The sequence below is a fragment of the Pseudomonas sp. EA_65y_Pfl2_P74 genome, assembly GCF_963970575.1.
GTDB lineage: Bacteria > Pseudomonadota > Gammaproteobacteria > Pseudomonadales > Pseudomonadaceae > Aquipseudomonas > Aquipseudomonas baetica_A.
This window is the reverse complement of record NZ_CAXAOQ010000010.1, coordinates 111,651-128,679: the sequence shown is the minus strand read 5'-3', so window position 1 is coordinate 128,679 and position 17,029 is coordinate 111,651. Positions and strand designations below refer to the sequence as shown.

Here is a 17,029-nt window from a genome sequence, read left to right as displayed (position 1 = left end):
AAGAGATCAAGCATGAGCGACTCCGGCCGCGCCGACGCGCTGTTAGCAGACCTGCCCCGCGACGGCCGTGGCCGGCTCAAGGTTTTCCTCGGCGCCGCCCCCGGCGTTGGCAAGACCTACGCCATGCTCCAGGCCGCCCACACCCAACTGCGCCAAGGCGTGAAAGTCATTGCCGGTGTCGTCGAGACCCACGGTCGCGCTGAAACCGAAGCGCTGCTCGGCGGCCTGCCGCAGCAACCGTTGGTGCGCTCGGAATACCGTGGCGTGATGCTCGAAGAAATGGACCTCGATGGCCTGCTTGCGGCCAAACCGAAACTGGTGCTGGTCGATGAACTGGCCCACAGCAACGCCCCCGGCAGCCGTCATACCAAACGCTGGCAAGACATCCAGGAACTGCTCGCCGCCGGCATCGACGTGTTCACCACGGTCAACGTCCAGCACCTGGAAAGCCTCAACGATCAAGTGCGCGGCATCACCGGCGTGCAGGTGCGTGAAACCCTGCCGGACTGGGTACTGCAAGAGGCCTACGAACTGCTGCTGATCGACTTGCCGCCGCGTGAGTTGCTCGAGCGTCTGCGCGAAGGCAAGGTCTACGTGCCGGAGCAGGCGCGGGCCGCCATCGATGCCTTTTTCACCCAGACCAACCTCACCGCGTTGCGCGAATTGGCCATGCAAACCGCGGCGGCGCAAGTCGATAACGATCTTGCCCAAGGCTATCGCCAACTCGGCCAGGCCGCCCCGGCGGTTCGCGGTCGTTTGCTGGTGGGCGTCGATGGCGATACGCAAGCCGAACGCTTGGTGCGTCATGCCAGTCGGGTTGCGCAACGTCGGCATCTGCCGTGGAGTCTGGTGCACATCGACAACGGCGGTGTGCGCGACGAGCAATCGCGCTTGCGCCTGCAAAGTGCTCAGCAATTGGCCGAACGTCTGGGCGGTGAAGTGGTGTTGCTGCGTGCCGGTGAGGTGGCGAAAACCCTGATCCAGCATGCCGCCGAACGGCGTGCGAGTCTGTTGCTGGTTGGCCAGTCCCGCCCGCGTCTGCGTCGTCGTTTATTCGGGGGAGGGCTGGCCGCACGGTTGTTGCGTCAGGCCCCTGGCCTGGAAATCAACGTCCTCGACAGCGATCAGCAACAGCATCAACCACGCTTGCGATCAGCGCCGACATGGGTCTGGTTCGACTATGCGCTGGCGCTGTTGGCGACGGTGTTGGCCAGTGCCTTGGCGTGGGCGGTGTCGAGTGTGTTGGCGCTGCCGAACATCTCGCTGGTGTTCCTCGCGGCGGTGTTGTTGGTGGCGGTGCGCAGCAGCCTTGGCCCGGCGCTGGCCTGTGCGGCGCTGTCGTTTCTGACCTATGACTTTCTATTCATACCGCCGAATTTCTCTTTCAGTATTCAGCGTGAAGAAGACGTCCTGACGTTGCTGTTCTTCTTGTTGATGGCGGCGCTCACCGGCAACCTCGCGGCGCGTCAGCGTCGACAGTTGCAGGCGTTGCGCGACACGCAGGAAGAGACCAGCGAGCTGCTCGACCTGTCGCGCAAACTGACCGCCGCCACCGATCGCCAAGCGGTGGTTAACGCCGCCGCGCAGCACCTCAATGGCTGGAGCGATTTGCAACTGTGCCTGCTCAATCGCGACGGGCAGGGCGGCTGGACAGTCGAAACCGGCGCCCCGCTCGAATTGACCGAGTCCGAACGCGCTGCCGCCGATTGGGCCTGGCAGCACGATCAACCGGCCGGCATGGGCACCGGCACCCTGCCGCTCGGGCGTTGGTGGTGGTGGCCGCTTTCCGTCGAGGACGGCCCCTTGGCGTTGCTCGGTGTCTGTGCCAAAGAAGGCCAAACGTTGAGCGGGCAGCGGCGGCGCTTGCTGACGGCGTTGAGTCAACCGCTGGCGCAAGCGTTGGCCCGGGCACAATTGGCCGACGATCTTGAAGCGGCGCGCTTGCACGGCGAAACCGAACAATTGCGCAGTGCCTTGCTGGCCTCGGTGTCCCACGACCTGCGCACGCCGCTGACGTCCATGCGCGGCAGCATCGACAGCCTGCTGGCACTGGGCGAAGCGATCCCGCTGGAGGATCGCCGCGAACTGCTCGAAGGCACCCGCGATGAAGCCGAACGCCTCGACCGCTACATCCAGAACCTGCTGGACATGACCCGCCTCGGCCACGGTGCGTTGAAGCTGGCGCGGGACTGGGTGTCGCCGGCCGACATCGTCGGCAGTTCGCTCAATCGTCTGCGCGCCGTGCTGGCGCCGTTGCAGGTCAGCACCGATGTGCCGTCCGAGTTGCCGCTGCTGTTTGTGCATGCCGCGCTGATCGAGCAGGCACTGGTCAATGTGCTGGAAAACGCCGCACGGTTCTCGCCAAGCCACGGTCGCTTGCAACTGAGTGCGGGAGCGAATGACGACGAGATTTTCTTCTCGGTCAGCGATGAAGGGCCGGGTATTCCCGAAGACGAGCGGGCGAAGATTTTCGACATGTTCTACACCGCCGCCCGCGGTGATCGGGGCGGGCAGGGCACCGGTCTGGGGTTGGCGATTTGTCAGGGCATGGTCGGCGCTCATGGCGGGCGCATCAGCGTTGCCGACGGTATCGACGGACGCGGCACCTGCATCACCTTGCACCTGCCGTTGCAGACGCAACCGGGGATGGACAGTGAAGCCTGAATCCGACTGCGCTACTCTCTTGCCAATCCTTTGTGTTGATGTGAATTCATGAGCCAGACCGCGACCATTTTGGTTATCGACGACGAACCGCAGATCCGCAAATTTCTGCGCATCAGCCTGGCTTCCCAAGGCTACAAAGTGCTGGAGGCCGGCACCGGCGCCGAGGGGTTGGCGCAGGCGGCGCTGAACAAACCCGATCTGCTGGTGCTCGACCTCGGCCTGCCGGACATGGACGGCCAGCAAGTGCTGTGCGAGTTTCGTGAGTGGGCGACGACGCCGGTGCTGGTGCTGTCGGTGCGCGCCAGTGAAGGGCAGAAAGTCCAGGCGCTGGATGGTGGCGCCAATGACTACGTGACCAAGCCGTTCGGCATTCAGGAGTTTCTCGCCCGGGTGCGTGCATTGTTGCGTCAGGCGCCAGCGGGAGAGGTGCAGCAGGCCGCGCTGAGTTTCGGCCCGCTGACGGTGGATCTGGCCTACCGGCGCGTATTGCTCGACGGCGTCGAAGTGGCGCTGACCCGCAAGGAATACGCAGTGCTGGCGCAACTGGCGCGGCATCCGGGGCGGGTGATCACCCAGCAGCAATTGCTCAAGGACATCTGGGGGCCGACGCATACCGAGGACAGTCATTATCTGCGGATTGTCGTTGGGCATTTACGCCAGAAACTGGCAGATGATCCGACGCGGCCGCGGTTTATTGTGACGGAGGCGGGGGTGGGTTATCGGTTGCTGGAGCCGGAGGGCTCAATTGCTAGTGAAGGTTGCTGAGTAAAAGCTGAGCGTATTCTCCCCTATGCCATTCATCGGGACTGTCATTTCTATCAGGTGCCAATTGTCCATTGCCGGTTGTAGGTTCTTCTTGTCGAACTCGCCACACTCAAACAGTGTGCGAATCGGTGATGAACTCAATCAGCGTAAAGCGGAGCACCTATGGACGGCCTAAAAAAATTTGAAATGGATGAATCTGATGCTTCCATAACAGGATCAGCTCATTCTTTGCAGGCTCATTCTGGTTTGATGCCTCAAGCATCTCCGGATACGATTTTTCAGCGCAAGCCTACCGGCGGCAAAGAACCGTACACCTACAAGGTTAGCGATCCACGCATTGCACATGTTGATGATCAGGGGCTTGTCACCGCACTCAGTTCGGGTCAGGTCAGAGTGACGGCTTCAGATGCGACAGGGCAGGAGAAAAGCTACGTATTGAGCATTCCTAACGGTTATCGCTATTTCTCTTTTGGCGCAGGGCGATTGAGCAACTTACAAAGCGATGCGAACCGCGAAAGAGTCAGGTTGGCAGATATTTATGAGTTGAGGATTCTTTATCAGCGCTTTGGCTATGCGTGGCCGTTGAACGATGGACAGTTCTGGTCGACGACGGGATCTGCTGATAAGCCAGAGCCTGCGCCTCCATATCCCATTGAAACGGGGAACAATGTGTACACGAAAAACATGAAAACCGGTGTCGAGCAGACAAATGACACGGGTCATGTTTTTGATTCCCTGGGCAGAAACCTGTAACGGTTTGCTTTCGGTGAGTGAACGCTGTTCAGGGAGCTGGTAACCAGGCCCCTGAACCATGCATTGCAGCTGCGTCGGTGCGCTCATCCCTGCTCGCTGTCATATCGATCCAGCGTATCCCGAGCAATTTCTCTGCCCAGTGCGATCAACTCCGGCGCTTTGTAGAACTCGAAAAACCGGCAAACCCGCTTCGGTACGTTGATCAGGATATCCGGTGGGTACCCGGCGATCTTGTACTGCGCCAGCGAGGTCTGCATCACCTCGAAGCTCTGGTTGATCAAGTCCAGCAATGATGCCGGTCCGACGTTATCGATGATGAACGAGCCAGTTGCGGATTTCGGTGCGCCTTCGCGTTCGGGCGCGGCAGCGGGTTGTTGGGCTTCGGGTTCGGCACCTTCGAGCCACGGATTGATGTCCGCCGCTTCGGCCCTCAGGGCTTCCTGTTCCAGGCGCAGTAATTGTTCGGCCTGGGTGCGACGGAACGGCATCTTCGAACCCAGCGAACTGATCAAACTGTCGAAGCGCGAGCGAAACGCCGGCGGACGCTGGATCACCGGCAGTTTGTAATGCCCCTGGTTGGTCGAGTTGAGATTGACCGCGATGATCAGATCACAGTGGCTGGACACCACCGGCACGATCGGCAGCGGATTGAGAATCCCGCCATCCACCAGCATGCGGTTGCCCTGCATCACTGGAGTGAACAGGCTGGGAATCGCCGCTGAGGCGCGCATGGCCTGGTGCAGGCAGCCTTCCTGGAACCAGATTTCCTGTTGATTGGTGAGGTCGGCGGCGACGGCGGTGTAGGGGATGCGCAGGTCTTCGATGTTGATTTCGCCGACGATCTTGCGGATCTGGCCGAAGACTTTCTCGCCACGAATCGCTCCCAGGCGAAAACTCACATCCACGAGCCGCAGCACGTCGAGGTAATCCAGCCTTTCGATCCAGTTGCGATATTCGTCGAGTTTGCCGGCGGCGTAGATACCGCCGACCACGGCCCCCATCGAACATCCAGCAATGCAGGCGATTTCGTAGCCGCGCTTTTCGATTTCTTCAATGACGCCGATATGGGCATAGCCCCGGGCACCACCGGAGCCCAGCACGAGTGCGACACGCTTTTTCATCAAACTTCCTCCCGACAAGGGGCCACAATGCACTTATCGAGCGGGCGGCTCAATCGCCAGGGTCGTTCAGGGCGCCGGGAGCGTCGTTTTTTGCGGCGGCGTGTTCCTCTGGCGCTATTCTCTTTACCCGCGCGGTTTCATATGCAGGTCAGGCACTTTTTCGCGGCCTGACCGTCTTAACTGCACGACTGTTGACCTAACCTTGAGGTGTGAGTGATGAAAGCCTGGATCTGTGTGCCGTTGATTGCATTGGCATTGGCATTGGCATTGGCCGGTTGCGCCGGTAAAACCGCTTACCGCGACAGTTGCGGCAGCCAACTCGACACCGCTTGGCATGAGCTGGACCTGGCCAAGGCTGAAGGCTTTGCCGGTACCGTCAGTTATTCCAAAGCCTTGTCGCTCCTGACAGCCGCCAAGACCCAGCAACAATTCGAGGGTTTCGAGGGTTGCAGCAAGAAAGCCGAGAAGGCGCGTTTCTATATTCGCGAATCCCGTGCCGGACGCTAAGCTGCTGACATAGCGCAGGGAGGCGGTTTTGCCATGTCGGCAGACGCTTCCCCCGAGCCATTTGAATCAGGAGCAAGTGATGTCAGCGTTGGTTGACCGGTTGGTGGCCCATGTTCTGAGCCTGGAAGTGCGACTGCTGGCCTGTCAGGCGCGGTTGACTGCCCGGACCGACCCCGAGGCGTTGCACGATTTGCGCACGACGGTGCGCCGCTTGCGCAGTCTGTTGCGGCCCTTGCGTGGCTTGCCGGGTGTGGAGCAACTTGAGGGCGCCGCTTCGGCCGTCGGTCAATTGACCACGCCGTGGCGTGACCGTGAGGTGCTGGCGGCGTACTTGCTCCAGCACGATCAACCCGAAGCCGCGCAACGGCGCATGGCAAAGATGGCCGAGGCCTATCCGACGCTGGCGGCGAGCAGCGAGGTGGCTTCGCTGTTGATGATTCTCGACGCGTTCCCGCGTTTTCTGCGTGCGTCCCAGCGGCAGGGGTTGCTCAAGGGGCTGGAAAAACGCATCGAAAAACGCCTCGGCAAGCAATGGAAAAAACTCGATGAGGCGCTGCACGATCCGGCCCACGACCGTCATCGCCTGCGCTTGCTGATCAAGCGTGTGCGTTATGGCATCGAGGCCTACCCTGAACTGGACCGTTTGCCGCAAGCGGCGCTGGCGCGCTTGAAGTCGGCGCAAGGCGCCTTGGGCGATTGGCACGATTGCTGGCAGTGGCTGGCAAAAGCCGAACAGGAAGCGGATCTGCAGCCCTGCGTCGCGACGTGGCGGGCGACCATGATCAAAGCCGAGAGCAAGGCCGATCGCGTACTCGAAAAACTCAGTTCAACCTGCTTCAAATAATCCTCAAACCTGCCTGCATCCACTGTCACTGTGTGGGCGGGCTTCATCCTGTCCGAGATGTCAGTCTATTTGACCGGAATAGACGCTGCGGCGCTCTGCCTGGCTGGTTAAGATCCCTGCATTCACTTTTCGTTTTCTGAGGTTGCCATGCGCTTTTGCGATTTGCTCGAAGCGGTCCGCCGCGAACCGGAACTGACCATCCCTGCCGAATGGGCACAGGGCCGCGCCAGTTTCGGTGGCCTGGTGGCTGCGCTGCAATACGAAGCCATGCGCGCGAAGGTGCCTGCCGATCGCCCGGTGCGTTCGCTGGCGATCACGTTTGTCGGTCCGGTCGAGCCCGAAGTCCCGGTGACTTTTCAAGTCGATGTGCTGCGTGAAGGCAAAGCCGTCAGCCAGGTGTTGGGCCGGGCCATGCAGAACGGTCAGGTGGTGACGCTGGTGCAAGGCAGCTTCGGCGCCTCGCGAGCGTCGGAAGTGGCCGTGCCAGCCCTTCCTGCCCCCGAGATGAAGCCTTTGGACGACTGCCAGGAACTGCCGTACATCAAAGGTGTGACCCCTGAGTTCATGCGCCACCTGGCGATGCGCTGGAGTGTCGGTGGCCTGCCATTCACGGGCAATACATCGCGAGACATGGGCGGTTGGGTGCGTTTGCGTGGCGATGTGAAGGACGAACCTGTCACTGAATCGCACATTCTGGCGCTGGTGGACGCATGGCCGCCGTCATTGTTACCGCACCTGAAGAAAGTGGCGGCGGGCAGTACGCTGACCTGGACCGTCGAATTCGTGCAGCCGTTGCGCGATGTAAGCACGCTGGACTGGTGCAAATATCGGGTGGAAACCGAGTACGCCGCCGACGGTTACGGGCATGCCGCCGCCAAGCTCTGGAGTGCTGGAGGGGAACTGATCGCGATGAGCCGCCAGACCGTCACGATTTTTGCCTGAAGCCCGCAACGCGGGCTTACGCCTCCAGGTTGTGGTTACGGCGCTGCAAACCCAGTGCCGCAACGACGCCAACCACGCCAATGGCCACGTTGGCCAGGCTCAAGCTGAACACCCCGGACACGATCAAAAGAAACGCAACGATAAACAAAGGTACGGCAATCAGTTGCAGCGCCTGGTGGGTCGATTGCTGCTGATTGGTCGGGTACACGCGCCATTGCCACGCGGGAAGGTTGGGATGACGTTTGCCCATGTTGACTACTCCTCGATCCATGTTGAACACATGGGTTGAAGCATAGGCCGGAGTGGGAAGGTCGGCGAATCAAGCTTGGCTATGGACGCGATAGGGACGACGCCGGGATGCGATGTTGGCCGATCTGACGCCTTCGCGAGCAAACCCGCTCCCGCAGGGAGCTGTGTCGTTCACAAGTCCAATGTGGAAGCGAGCTTGCTCGCGAAGAGGCCCTCAGAGTTTCAACTGCCCAATCGCCTTGCTCAGCTCTCCAGCCAGTTTCGCCAACTCATTACTGGTCGTCGCTGAATCCACGGTCTGCTGCACGGTGTTTTCGGTCACATCACGGATACTCACCACCGCGCGATTCATGTCCTCGGCCACTTGGCTCTGTTGCTCCGCCGCCACGGCGATCTGCGTATTGCTTTCACGCATCTGCGCCACTGCGCCGGTGATATGCGCCAGTGCTTCGCCAGCCTCCTGCGCTTGCTGCACACAGTCGTCGGCCTTGTACGAACTCTCCTGCATGAAATCCACCGCATCGCGCGTGCCGGCCTGCAAAGCGCAAACCATGGTGGTGATCTCGTCGGTCGAGGTCTGCACCCGTTTGGCGAGGTTGCGAACTTCATCGGCCACCACGGCAAAACCACGGCCCATTTCGCCGGCCCGTGCAGCCTCAATGGCGGCGTTGAGCGCCAGCAAATTGGTTTGCTCGGCGATGCTGTGAATCACGCTGACCACGCCGTTGATCTTTTGACTGTCCTCGGCCAGGCGCTGGATCATCTCGGCGGTCTGTTGTACACCGCTGGACAGGCCGGCAATCGAATGCTGCACCCGTGCAACCACTTGCTGACCGCTACCAGCCAGGCCGTCGGCGGTCTGCGACAGATCGCGAGTGGCACCCGCGTGCTGGGCGATGTGATAAACCGTGGCAGTCATCTCGTTGATCGCGGTGGCCGCCTGATCGGTTTCGCTTTGCTGGCCGAGCATGCCGTGGCGCACTTCGTTCATGCTCGACGCCAGACGCGCAGCGCCGACATCCAGTTGCTGCGCAGTGTTGGCAACGGTGGTGACGACGCGCTGATAACCGGCCTGCATCGCGTTGAACGCGTTGGCCATCTGCCCGACCTCATCCTTTCCGGCCAGCGGTACACGGGCTGAAAGATCGCCGCTTTTTTCAACGTGCAACATCACGTCTTTCAACGTGTTGAGCTGGCTGAGCAGGAAGCGGATCAACAACTGCGAAGCGCCGAGCATCGCCAGCATCAGGATGAACACCGCCACGGCATAGTTGGCGAAGCGCTCGCCGAACACTTGCGTCAGGCTTGGGCCGTAGGCGATGACTGCTACTTGCTGGCCGTCGGCACGGCTGAACACTTCGGCGCCCATCAGCGGGTTGTCGCCGAACAGTGGCAGGTGGTTGATCTCGTTCCAGCCGTTGTTGTCGGTGATCTCCAGCAGCGGTTGATCGTGGAGGCGTGGCGCCTCCCCGCGTTTGAAGGTCAGCACTTGATCGGCCTGGGGCAGCACCTGCCCGGCCGGCCAGGCCTTGAGCAAGTGCGCCTGGGCTTGCGCCGACGCTTGTAACGCGAGACTGCGGGCCTGTTGTTCGAGCTGTACGGCGTACAACACCAGCAACAGGGTGGTGACGAAGGCGACCGCGTTGACCGCCCAGAATTTGTATTTCAGCGAGATATTGCTAAGCCAGGCACCCATGGAGGTTTTCTCTGATAGCGGAAACAGCATTGGCAAGGTGCCAGCATTGTGCCGCTATGCAGCTCTGGAAATCTTGATGTGTGTCAACAGCCGATGCTGTCCGGCTGTGCTCGCAAAAGCGTTGTGTCAGTCGCTATTTATTTATCTGACTCAGCGCTCTCGCGAGCAAGCCCGCTCCCACAATGGTTGTTGTGTGTGTCAGGGGAGGGAGGGGAGGTTGAAGAATGCCCGGGCACAAGCGGTCGAGTGCGCGGCGAGGTCTTCCTCGGTTTCACCCCGGTGCAACGCCACTTCGCGCAGCACTTCGGTCAGGTACGCCGGTTCATTGCGGCCATTCTTCGGTTTCGGGCGCAGGGTGCGCGGTAACAAGTAAGGCGCATCGCTTTCCAGCATCAGCCGGCCGCGCTTGATCTCTTTGACTAATGGATGCAAGTGCGTGCCCCGGCGCTCGTCGCAAATCCAGCCCGTGATGCCAATATGCAGATCCAGATCGAGGTAGCTGTACAACGCCTTCTGCTCGCCGGTAAAGCAATGCACCACGGCCGCAGGAAGTTGATCGCGGAAGTCCTTGAGTATCTCCAGCAGGCGCACACTGGCGTCGCGCTCATGCAGGAACACCGGCAATTGCAGCTCAACGGCCATTGCCAGATGTTCTTCGAGGACTTTTTCCTGTTGGGTGCGCGGTGAGAAATCGCGGTTGAAATCCAGTCCGCATTCGCCCACGGCGACCACGTTGGCTTCTTTGAGCAGGCTGCGCAGGCGCCGGGCGCTGTCGGCATTCCAGTCACTGGCTGAGTGCGGGTGAATCCCGGCCGTTGCAAACAGCCGTTGCCCACTGTCATCCAGTTGCTGGCACAGTTCCAGTGCCTGTTCGCTCCCCTCGACACTGGTGCCGGTCAGCACCAGTTGGCTGACCCCGGCGGTGTAGGCGCGGTCGAGTACGGCCTGGTGTTTGTCGGCGAAACTTGGGTTGGTCAGGTTGACGCCGATATCGATGAGTTGCATGGTTGCTACCTCGGGCCGAAGGCCGGAAAGCATACCAGAGCTGTAGATTCATCATAAAAGCCAAGAACTACAACGGCTTATGACTGTCTGTTGAGGCCGCTAGACGGCTTGTGTTGGTATGGTGGCCACTACTGTGCCACTCTCTCGCACTTTGCCAGCGCTCCTGGCGCTCTGTTTTCGTCGGCGATTTTGACCTCTCAGCGGTGAAATCGCCCCGTATTCTTTCCGGAGAGTGGATGATTCGTCCCTCGGTTTTGCTGCTGTTGTGTGGATCGTTACTGCTGCCGATGGCGGCGGTAGCGCGCCTGCCCGGGCCGCTGCAAGCCGTGCCGGCCGCCAAGGTGCGTGACTTGTCCGAGATCCGCGGCAGTCGCGTGCTGCGGGTGCTGGTCAACCAGAGTCGGAACAGCTCCGGCGAAGTCCAGGGGCAGGCCATCGGCGTCGAATACCATCGCCTGCGCGCCTTCGAGCAATACCTCAACGGCCATGCGCGTGACGGCCAGGAAATCACCCTCAAGATCATTCCCAAAGCCAAGGATCAACTGCTCGGTGCCTTGCAGCGCGGTGAGGGTGATCTGGTGGCGCCCGGTGAATTGCTTGATTTGCAAGCCGGCCGTGCGGTCGCCAGCAGTGAGCCGATAGCCAGCGACGTGCCGCTGGTGCTGGTCGGCATCAAGGGCGAGCGGCGCTACACCAGGCTTGAGCAACTCGCCGGCAAAACCCTCGCCTTGCCCACCGGCAGTGCGGCCGGGGAAGCGGTCAGCCAACTCAATCAGAAGCTGGCGCTGCATAAGCTGGCGCCGATCAAGATTGAATGGGTCGATCCGACACTGGCGGTCGAGGATGTACTGGAAATGGTCCAGGGCGGCATCTTTCACCTGACCATCGTCGAACAACCGATTGCCGAGCGCTGGGGCAAGATCCTGCCCAAGCTGCGTGTTGAGCGGCAACTGAGGATCGGCGATCCCGGCGAGGAATACTGGTTCGTGCGCCGGGATGCATCGATGCTGCGGGCGAGCATTGATCGCTTCCTCAGCGGTTACAAGAAGCCGTCGAACGAAGATGTAGCGTTTCTGCGCATCTATCGCCGTCTGTATAAAGTCCACTATCCATTGGCCAAGGCCGACCGTCAGCGTCTGGAGAAACTGCGCCCCGTGCTGCAAAAGCATGCCACGGCGCAGAACATGGACTGGCTGAACCTGGCAGCGTTGGCATTCAAAGAGTCGCGCTTGCAGCCCAGTGCCCGCAGCGGCAGTGGCCCGACCGGGCTGATGCAGATCACCCCGTCCGCAGCGCGGCGGGTCGGTGTGAACAATATTCAGAATCTCGATGCGAATGTGCAGGCTGGGGCCAAATACCTGGCGATGATCCGCCGCAAGTTCTTCGCCAGCCCCAAGCTCAATGAGCGCGAGCGCATGGCGTTCACGCTGGCGGCTTACAACATCGGGCCGGAGCGGGTCCAGGGTATGCGTGCCGAGGCCCGGCGGCGGGGGCTAAATCCTGATCAGTGGTTCTTCCAGGTCGAGCGCATTGCCATGGAGCAGGTGGGAATGGGGCCGGTCAGCTATGTTAATAGCGTGAACAAGTATTACTTGGCCTTCGACCGGGAGCGGGAATCATTGGAGCCCGGTGGGCCGAAAGTTGTCTCACGCAAATAATCTAATAAATCGATTGTTATGGCGAAATATTTGCGCTTTTAACATAGAATTTACTGATTAATATAGCGGCCAATCCACACACACTTCTCGCAAAACAAGGAATGCCCCATGAGCTCTCTGATCAATAAGGTTCTGTTCACCCGCGCAGGCTACGGCTTGACCCTTCTGCGCATCGCTGTCGGCGTGATCTTCGCTGCCCACGGCTCGCAGAAACTCTTCGGTCTGTTCGGCGGTTACGGTCTGGCTGGCACTGCGCAGTACATGGAAAGCCTGGGTCTGACGCCTGGGTATGTGATGGCCACGCTGGCCGGCGGTACCGAGTTCTTCGCCGGTCTGGCCTTGATCATCGGCCTGCTGGTTCGTCCGGCGGCGCTGGGCCTGACGTTCCTGTCGCTGGTTGCGATCTTCACCGTGCACATCAGCAACGGTCTGTTCATGGCCAACAACGGTTACGAGTTCGCTCTGGCGTTGCTCGGTGGCAGCCTTGCCGTTCTGATCGAAGGTGCTGGCAAGCTCTCGGTGGATCGCGCCATCGCCGGTTGAGCGCTCTGACTCACGCCTAAGGCTCGCATTGTGCGAGCCTTTTTTGTTGCGGCTGATTCTTGACACTGATCGGTCACGTTCTCTAGGATGCTGCTCATGCGCCGATTTAAACAGCTACTTGCGGGGCGCCAGGTGACTACAACAGTTGCCGTCAGAAGCCGGAACAGGGCTTCGAAATACCGCTAAAGCGCTGGTTCGGTGTTGCCTCTCACCTGCCACGCAGACTTTTGAGGCAGAGACACGACACGATGAATGCACTACGCCCTCCAGCACGTCCCGCGCCGATCACGGCACATATCACCCAACGCAATCCAAAAATCCTGCTTGGCGGCAAACATCAGCCGACGCTGTTGCGTTATCTCGATGGCTGGCCACGTCGCAGCGGCGGCCCCGCCGCGTTCCTGATCCAGTTTGTCGAGGACGGCGAGTCGCTGGCACGGTTTGCCACTGACAGTTTTGATCTGGCCGTGATTCAGGCGCCGAGCCAGGAAGACGTGCCGCACATGATCACGCAACTGGTTCGCGTCGCACGGCAAGGCTTGATTACCCGTCGCTAGGGTTTTCAGGGGTAGTCGATGGCCACGATGTACACGAACTGTTCGCCAGTCGGTGTCTGTACCCGCACTTCTGCGTCGAGCGCCTTGCCGATCAGGGCGCGGGCCAGCGGCGAGTCGATGCTGATCAGGCCCAGTTTCAAATCCAGTTCATCCGGGCCGACGATGCGGTAGCGCGATGGCTTGCCGTCTTCGTCTTCGATGGTCACCCAGGCGCCGAAGTAGACCTTGTTCGGGTCGCTGGGCTTTTCGCTGACAACCTTCAACGCTTCCAGCCGTTTGGTGAGGAAGCGCACACGGCTGTCGATCTCGCGCAGCATCTTTTTGCCGTAGGTGTATTCAGCGTTCTCCGAGCGATCACCCTGAGCCGCCGCCTCGCTGACCGACTGCGTGACCTGTGGACGGCGCACATGCCACAGTTCATGGAATTCAGCGCGCATCCGCGCTTCACCTTCGGGGGTAATCAGCGCGGTGCCGGCGGTACGGGGAGGGCGATAACGGCTCATGGCAATTTCTTGTGAGTTAGACGGCTGGAGTCTATCAACCCTCGCGCAACACTGTCAGCGGACTTGCGTTGAGTGCCCGACGTGTACCGAAGACGCCCGCGCCCCCGATCAGCGCCGCGCCAATCAGCGGTAGCACCAGCAGCCACGGGTGCGGATGCCACGGCAGATCGAAGGCGTATCGATACAGCACCAGGCTCACCGCTTCCGAACCAATGGCCGCGAGCAGTCCGCTGACCGCGCCGAGCAAACCGAACTCAATGCGACGTGCCTTGATCAGCAACTGCCGCTCCGCGCCCAGTGCTCTTAGCAATGCACCTTGGCGAATACGCTCATCCAGCGTTGCCTGCAACCCGGAAAACAGCACTGCCATTCCCGCCGCCAACACAAACAACAACACGTACTCCACAGCCAGCGTGACCTGGGCGAGAATGCTGCGCAGTTGTTCGAGCAGGGCTTCGACCTGAAGAATGGTCACAGCCGGGAAGGCCCGCGACAGATCGACGATCTGCTGGTCGTGTCCAGGCGCCAGATAGAAGCTGGTCAGGTAGGTCGCCGGCAGATCCTTCAATGTGCCGGGCTGGAAGATCATGAAGAAGTTCGGCTGGAAATTGTCCCAGTTGATCTCGCGCAGGCTGGTGACCTTCGCTTCTCGATTGACCCCGCCAACGCTGAACACCATGTGATCGCCGAGTTTGAGCTTGAGGCTCTCGGCGACCTTGCCTTCCACCGACACCCCGGGAACATCGTCAGTGGGCTGTTCAGTCCACCACGACCCGGCGGTGAGCTTATTGCCGGGCGGCAAGTCGGCGGCCCAGGTCAGGCTCAAGTCGCGTTGAATGGCGCGGTCGCCAGCAGAGTCCTTGCTGACGATCTGCTGCACCGCTTCGCCATTGATGCTGATCAGGCGCCCCGGCACCACCGGATACAGCGGCGCCGCTTGCGCTGACACGTTGATCAGGTGATCGGTAAAGGCCTGTTTGTCGGCTGGCAAAATGTTCAGGGCAAAATAGTTGGGGGCATTTTTCGGCAGTTGATTTTGCCAGGTGTCGAGCAGTTCGCCGCGCAGCAGGGCGATCAAGGCCATGGACAGCAGGATCAGCCCGAATGCCAGCGATTGGCCGGCTGCTGCGAGCGGATGACGCAGCAATTGACCCAGGCCCAGACGCCACGGCAAAGAAGCACGGGCGAGCATGCGCCGCAGGCTTTTGAGCAACAACAGAAGCAAGCCACCCAACACCAATGCGGCGACCACGCCACCGCCGAGCAAGGCAAACGTCAGCAACAGATCAAGGCTCAGGCGCCACATGATCAGGCCCAGCGCGCCGAGCGCCGCGCCATAGACCATCCAGGTGCTCGACGGGATCGGGAGCATGTCGCGGCGCAAGACTCGCAACGGCGGCACTCGTCCCAACGCCGCCAGTGGCGGCAGCGCGAACCCGGCCAGTGCCACCAGCCCGGTCGCGATCCCGGCAAGGGCCGGAAACAGGCCACCTGGCGGAACATCACTCGGCAGCAGATCATGCAACAGCGCGAACAAGCCCAGTTGCGCCAGCCAACCGAGTAACGCACCACTGAGGGCGGCGAACAGCCCAAGTGCCGTCAGTTGAATACTGAACAGCAACATGGTTTCCCGTCGCGACAAGCCGAGGCAGCGCAGTAATGCACTGGCATCGAAACGGCGACTGGCAAAACGGTTTGCCGACAACGCCACCGCCACGCCAGCCAGCAGCACCGCGACCAGGCTGGCCATGTTCAGATAGCGCTCGGCCTTGCCCAGCGCGCCGCCAATCTGCCGATTGCCGTCGCGGGCATCTTGAATCCGCTGATTCGCTGCCAGCCCTGGCTTGATCAGTTGTCGATAGGTTTGCAGTGCTTGCGGTTCGCCGCGCCACAGTTCGCGATAGCTCACTCGGCTACCGGGCTGCACCACGCCGGTCGCGGCGAGATCGTCGAGGTTGATCAGCACGCGTGGCGTCAGGCTATAAAAGTTACCGGCTCTGTCCGGTTCGTAAGTCAGTACCCGTGTCAGCTTCAGGGGCTTCATGCCGACGTCGATGCTGTCGCCGATCTTCAGGTCCAGCGCGGTCAGCAGGCGTGACTCGACCCAGGCTTCGCCGGGCTGGGGTTCGCCTCCGGGCTCTTCAGTTGCGAAGGGGGCCGGGGCGCTTTTCAGTTCACCGCGTAATGGATAGGCGCGGTCTACCGCTTTGATGCTCGACAACTGAATGCCGTTGTCGGTCGCGATGACACTGGAAAATCCCACGACCTGCGCGTGATCAAGGCGTAATTCGGTGCCAATTCTGATTTGTTCCTGACGGGCCGGTGAGCTGCCTTCCAGTACCAGGTCGGCGCCGAGAAACTCGGTAGCGCGCAGCATCATGGCGCCATTGAGGCGGGCACCGAAATAGCCGATGGCGGTACTTGCCGCTACGGCGACCACCAAGGCGAAGAACAACACCCGCAGTTCTCCGGCGCGTGCATCGCGCATGAGTTGACGGATGGCGAGACTCAACAGACGCAACAGCGGCAGGCGTGCCATCAAGGCTCCAGAGGGGCGACCAACAGCCCGGCTTCAAGTCGGATCAGGCGCCGGCATCGATGGGCCAGGCGTTCGTCGTGGGTCACCAGCACCAGTGTGGTGCCGCGCTCCTTGTTCAATTCGAACAGCAAATCGCTGATGCGCTCGCCGGTGTGGCTGTCGAGGTTGCCGGTGGGTTCGTCAGCGAACAGCACGTCAGGCTCGGCGGCAAAGGCTCGGGCAATCGCCACGCGCTGTTGTTCGCCGCCCGAGAGCTGGCGCGGCGAGTGAGTCAGACGCTGGCCGAGGCCGACCCGTTGCAGCAATTCAGTGGCGCGCTCGCGGGCGTCTATACGGCCATCAAGCTCAAGCGGCAGCATGACGTTTTCCAGCGCGTTGAGACTGTCGAGCAATTGAAACGATTGAAAGACGAAACCCACATGTTCGGCACGCACCCGAGCGCGCTGGTCTTCGTCGAGATTACCCAGACTCTGGCCGGCGAGGGTGACTTCGCCGCGGCTCGGTAAATCGAGACCGGCAAGCAGGCCGAGGAGGGTGGATTTGCCGGAACCGGACGCGCCGACGATGGCCAGGCTGTCGCCCTTGTTCAGTTCCAGGCTGAGTTCGTGCAGGATAGTCAGTTCACCTTCCGCGCTGGGAACCACTTTGCTGAGGTTCTTCGCGGTGAGAATGCTTGCGCCCAT

General features: G+C 60.9%; 15 protein-coding genes and 1 pseudogene. 9 read left to right on the top strand and 7 right to left on the bottom strand.

Annotated elements, in window-relative coordinates; translation table 11 throughout:
- Positions 1-12 precede the first annotated feature (12 nt).
- From AACY18_RS10440 to AACY18_RS10430, 3 genes are all read left to right on the top strand, one after another.
- The gene (locus AACY18_RS10440; RefSeq protein ID WP_339464814.1) at positions 13-2,664 is read left to right on the top strand and encodes a sensor histidine kinase KdpD; all 2,652 of its coding nucleotides are present in this window, start codon (positions 13-15) and stop codon (positions 2,662-2,664) included.
- Between the two features lie 48 nt (positions 2,665-2,712).
- Positions 2,713-3,429: a response regulator gene (locus tag AACY18_RS10435; protein WP_339431169.1), complete on the top strand. Its 717-nt coding sequence runs from the start codon at positions 2,713-2,715 to the stop codon at positions 3,427-3,429.
- A gap of 162 nt (positions 3,430-3,591) precedes the next feature.
- The gene (locus tag AACY18_RS10430) at positions 3,592-4,182 is read left to right on the top strand and encodes an Ig-like domain-containing protein (protein WP_339464813.1); all 591 of its coding nucleotides are present in this window, start codon (positions 3,592-3,594) and stop codon (positions 4,180-4,182) included.
- A gap of 83 nt (positions 4,183-4,265) precedes the next feature.
- On the opposite strand, the gene AACY18_RS10425 is transcribed toward AACY18_RS10430, so the two are convergent.
- Positions 4,266-5,303 (bottom strand): patatin-like phospholipase family protein, encoded by a 1,038-nt coding sequence (locus tag AACY18_RS10425; protein ID WP_339431171.1) that lies wholly within the window; start codon positions 5,301-5,303, stop codon positions 4,266-4,268.
- 216 nt (positions 5,304-5,519) lie between these two features.
- On the opposite strand from AACY18_RS10425, the gene AACY18_RS10420 reads away from it, so the two are divergent.
- From AACY18_RS10420 to AACY18_RS10410, 3 genes are all read left to right on the top strand, one after another.
- Complete coding sequence (locus AACY18_RS10420; RefSeq protein WP_339464812.1) at positions 5,520-5,810, top strand: hypothetical protein; 291 nt, start codon at positions 5,520-5,522, stop codon at positions 5,808-5,810.
- Positions 5,811-5,889: 79 nt separating this feature from the next.
- Positions 5,890-6,654, top strand: coding sequence for a CHAD domain-containing protein (locus AACY18_RS10415; RefSeq protein WP_339431172.1), 765 nt, complete (start codon positions 5,890-5,892; stop codon positions 6,652-6,654).
- Between the two features lie 147 nt (positions 6,655-6,801).
- Entirely contained in the window at positions 6,802-7,596 is a 795-nt protein-coding gene (locus AACY18_RS10410) for an acyl-CoA thioesterase (protein WP_339431173.1), read from the top strand.
- 19 nt (positions 7,597-7,615) lie between these two features.
- Here the strand turns inward: AACY18_RS10410 and AACY18_RS10405 are convergent.
- The 3 genes and pseudogenes from AACY18_RS10405 to AACY18_RS10395 form a co-directional block, all read right to left on the bottom strand.
- Positions 7,616-7,846 (bottom strand): annotated as a pseudogene (locus AACY18_RS10405) (terminase); the annotation flags it as partial.
- A gap of 213 nt (positions 7,847-8,059) precedes the next feature.
- On the bottom strand, positions 8,060-9,541 hold the full coding sequence (locus tag AACY18_RS10400; RefSeq protein WP_339431174.1) for a methyl-accepting chemotaxis protein: 1,482 nt from the start codon (positions 9,539-9,541) through the stop codon (positions 8,060-8,062).
- A 198-nt stretch (positions 9,542-9,739) separates the two neighbouring features.
- Entirely contained in the window at positions 9,740-10,546 is an 807-nt protein-coding gene (locus AACY18_RS10395) for a TatD family hydrolase (protein WP_339431175.1), read from the bottom strand.
- A 236-nt stretch (positions 10,547-10,782) separates the two neighbouring features.
- On the opposite strand from AACY18_RS10395, the gene AACY18_RS10390 reads away from it, so the two are divergent.
- The 3 genes from AACY18_RS10390 (at position 10,783) to AACY18_RS10380 (ending at position 13,304) form a co-directional block, all read left to right on the top strand.
- The gene (locus AACY18_RS10390; RefSeq protein ID WP_339431176.1) at positions 10,783-12,204 is read left to right on the top strand and encodes a transglycosylase SLT domain-containing protein; all 1,422 of its coding nucleotides are present in this window, start codon (positions 10,783-10,785) and stop codon (positions 12,202-12,204) included.
- A 108-nt stretch (positions 12,205-12,312) separates the two neighbouring features.
- Positions 12,313-12,747, top strand: coding sequence for a DoxX family protein (locus tag AACY18_RS10385; protein WP_221729222.1), 435 nt, complete (start codon positions 12,313-12,315; stop codon positions 12,745-12,747).
- Positions 12,748-12,995: 248 nt separating this feature from the next.
- On the top strand, positions 12,996-13,304 hold the full coding sequence (locus AACY18_RS10380) for a class I SAM-dependent methyltransferase (RefSeq protein WP_339431177.1): 309 nt from the start codon (positions 12,996-12,998) through the stop codon (positions 13,302-13,304).
- Between the two features lie 5 nt (positions 13,305-13,309).
- Here the strand turns inward: AACY18_RS10380 and greB are convergent, their stop codons facing one another.
- Genes greB through AACY18_RS10365 form a run of 3 tightly spaced genes read right to left on the bottom strand, consistent with a single transcriptional unit; the run spans position 13,310 to position 17,029 of the window.
- Complete coding sequence (gene greB / locus AACY18_RS10375) at positions 13,310-13,807, bottom strand: transcription elongation factor GreB (protein WP_339431178.1); 498 nt, start codon at positions 13,805-13,807, stop codon at positions 13,310-13,312.
- A gap of 34 nt (positions 13,808-13,841) precedes the next feature.
- Positions 13,842-16,346: an ABC transporter permease gene (locus AACY18_RS10370; protein WP_339464811.1), complete on the bottom strand. Its 2,505-nt coding sequence runs from the start codon at positions 16,344-16,346 to the stop codon at positions 13,842-13,844.
- Positions 16,346-17,029, bottom strand: a complete 684-nt coding sequence (locus AACY18_RS10365; RefSeq protein WP_339464810.1) for an ABC transporter ATP-binding protein — start codon at positions 17,027-17,029, stop codon at positions 16,346-16,348. Before AACY18_RS10365 ends, AACY18_RS10370 begins: the two co-directional genes overlap by 1 nt.

Bases quoted from the DNA above. Each gene is read 5' to 3' on its own strand.
- AACY18_RS10400 (WP_339431174.1), bottom strand. From the start codon at position 9,541: ATGGGTGCCTGGCTTAGCAATATCTCGCTGAAATACAAATTCTGGGCG.
- greB (WP_339431178.1), bottom strand. From the start codon at position 13,807: ATGAGCCGTTATCGCCCTCCCCGTACCGCCGGCACCGCGCTGATTACC.
- AACY18_RS10415 (WP_339431172.1), top strand. From the start codon at position 5,890: ATGTCAGCGTTGGTTGACCGGTTGGTGGCCCATGTTCTGAGCCTGGAA.
- AACY18_RS10440 (WP_339464814.1), top strand. From the start codon at position 13: ATGAGCGACTCCGGCCGCGCCGACGCGCTGTTAGCAGACCTGCCCCGC.
- AACY18_RS10435 (WP_339431169.1), top strand. From the start codon at position 2,713: ATGAGCCAGACCGCGACCATTTTGGTTATCGACGACGAACCGCAGATC.
- AACY18_RS10370 (WP_339464811.1), bottom strand. From the start codon at position 16,346: ATGGCACGCCTGCCGCTGTTGCGTCTGTTGAGTCTCGCCATCCGTCAA.
- AACY18_RS10365 (WP_339464810.1), bottom strand. From the start codon at position 17,029: ATGGGCGCAAGCATTCTCACCGCGAAGAACCTCAGCAAAGTGGTTCCC.
- AACY18_RS10380 (WP_339431177.1), top strand. From the start codon at position 12,996: ATGAATGCACTACGCCCTCCAGCACGTCCCGCGCCGATCACGGCACAT.
- AACY18_RS10410 (WP_339431173.1), top strand. From the start codon at position 6,802: ATGCGCTTTTGCGATTTGCTCGAAGCGGTCCGCCGCGAACCGGAACTG.
- AACY18_RS10430 (WP_339464813.1), top strand. From the start codon at position 3,592: ATGGACGGCCTAAAAAAATTTGAAATGGATGAATCTGATGCTTCCATA.
- AACY18_RS10395 (WP_339431175.1), bottom strand. From the start codon at position 10,546: ATGCAACTCATCGATATCGGCGTCAACCTGACCAACCCAAGTTTCGCC.
- AACY18_RS10420 (WP_339464812.1), top strand. From the start codon at position 5,520: ATGAAAGCCTGGATCTGTGTGCCGTTGATTGCATTGGCATTGGCATTG.
- AACY18_RS10385 (WP_221729222.1), top strand. From the start codon at position 12,313: ATGAGCTCTCTGATCAATAAGGTTCTGTTCACCCGCGCAGGCTACGGC.
- AACY18_RS10425 (WP_339431171.1), bottom strand. From the start codon at position 5,303: ATGAAAAAGCGTGTCGCACTCGTGCTGGGCTCCGGTGGTGCCCGGGGC.
- AACY18_RS10390 (WP_339431176.1), top strand. From the start codon at position 10,783: ATGATTCGTCCCTCGGTTTTGCTGCTGTTGTGTGGATCGTTACTGCTG.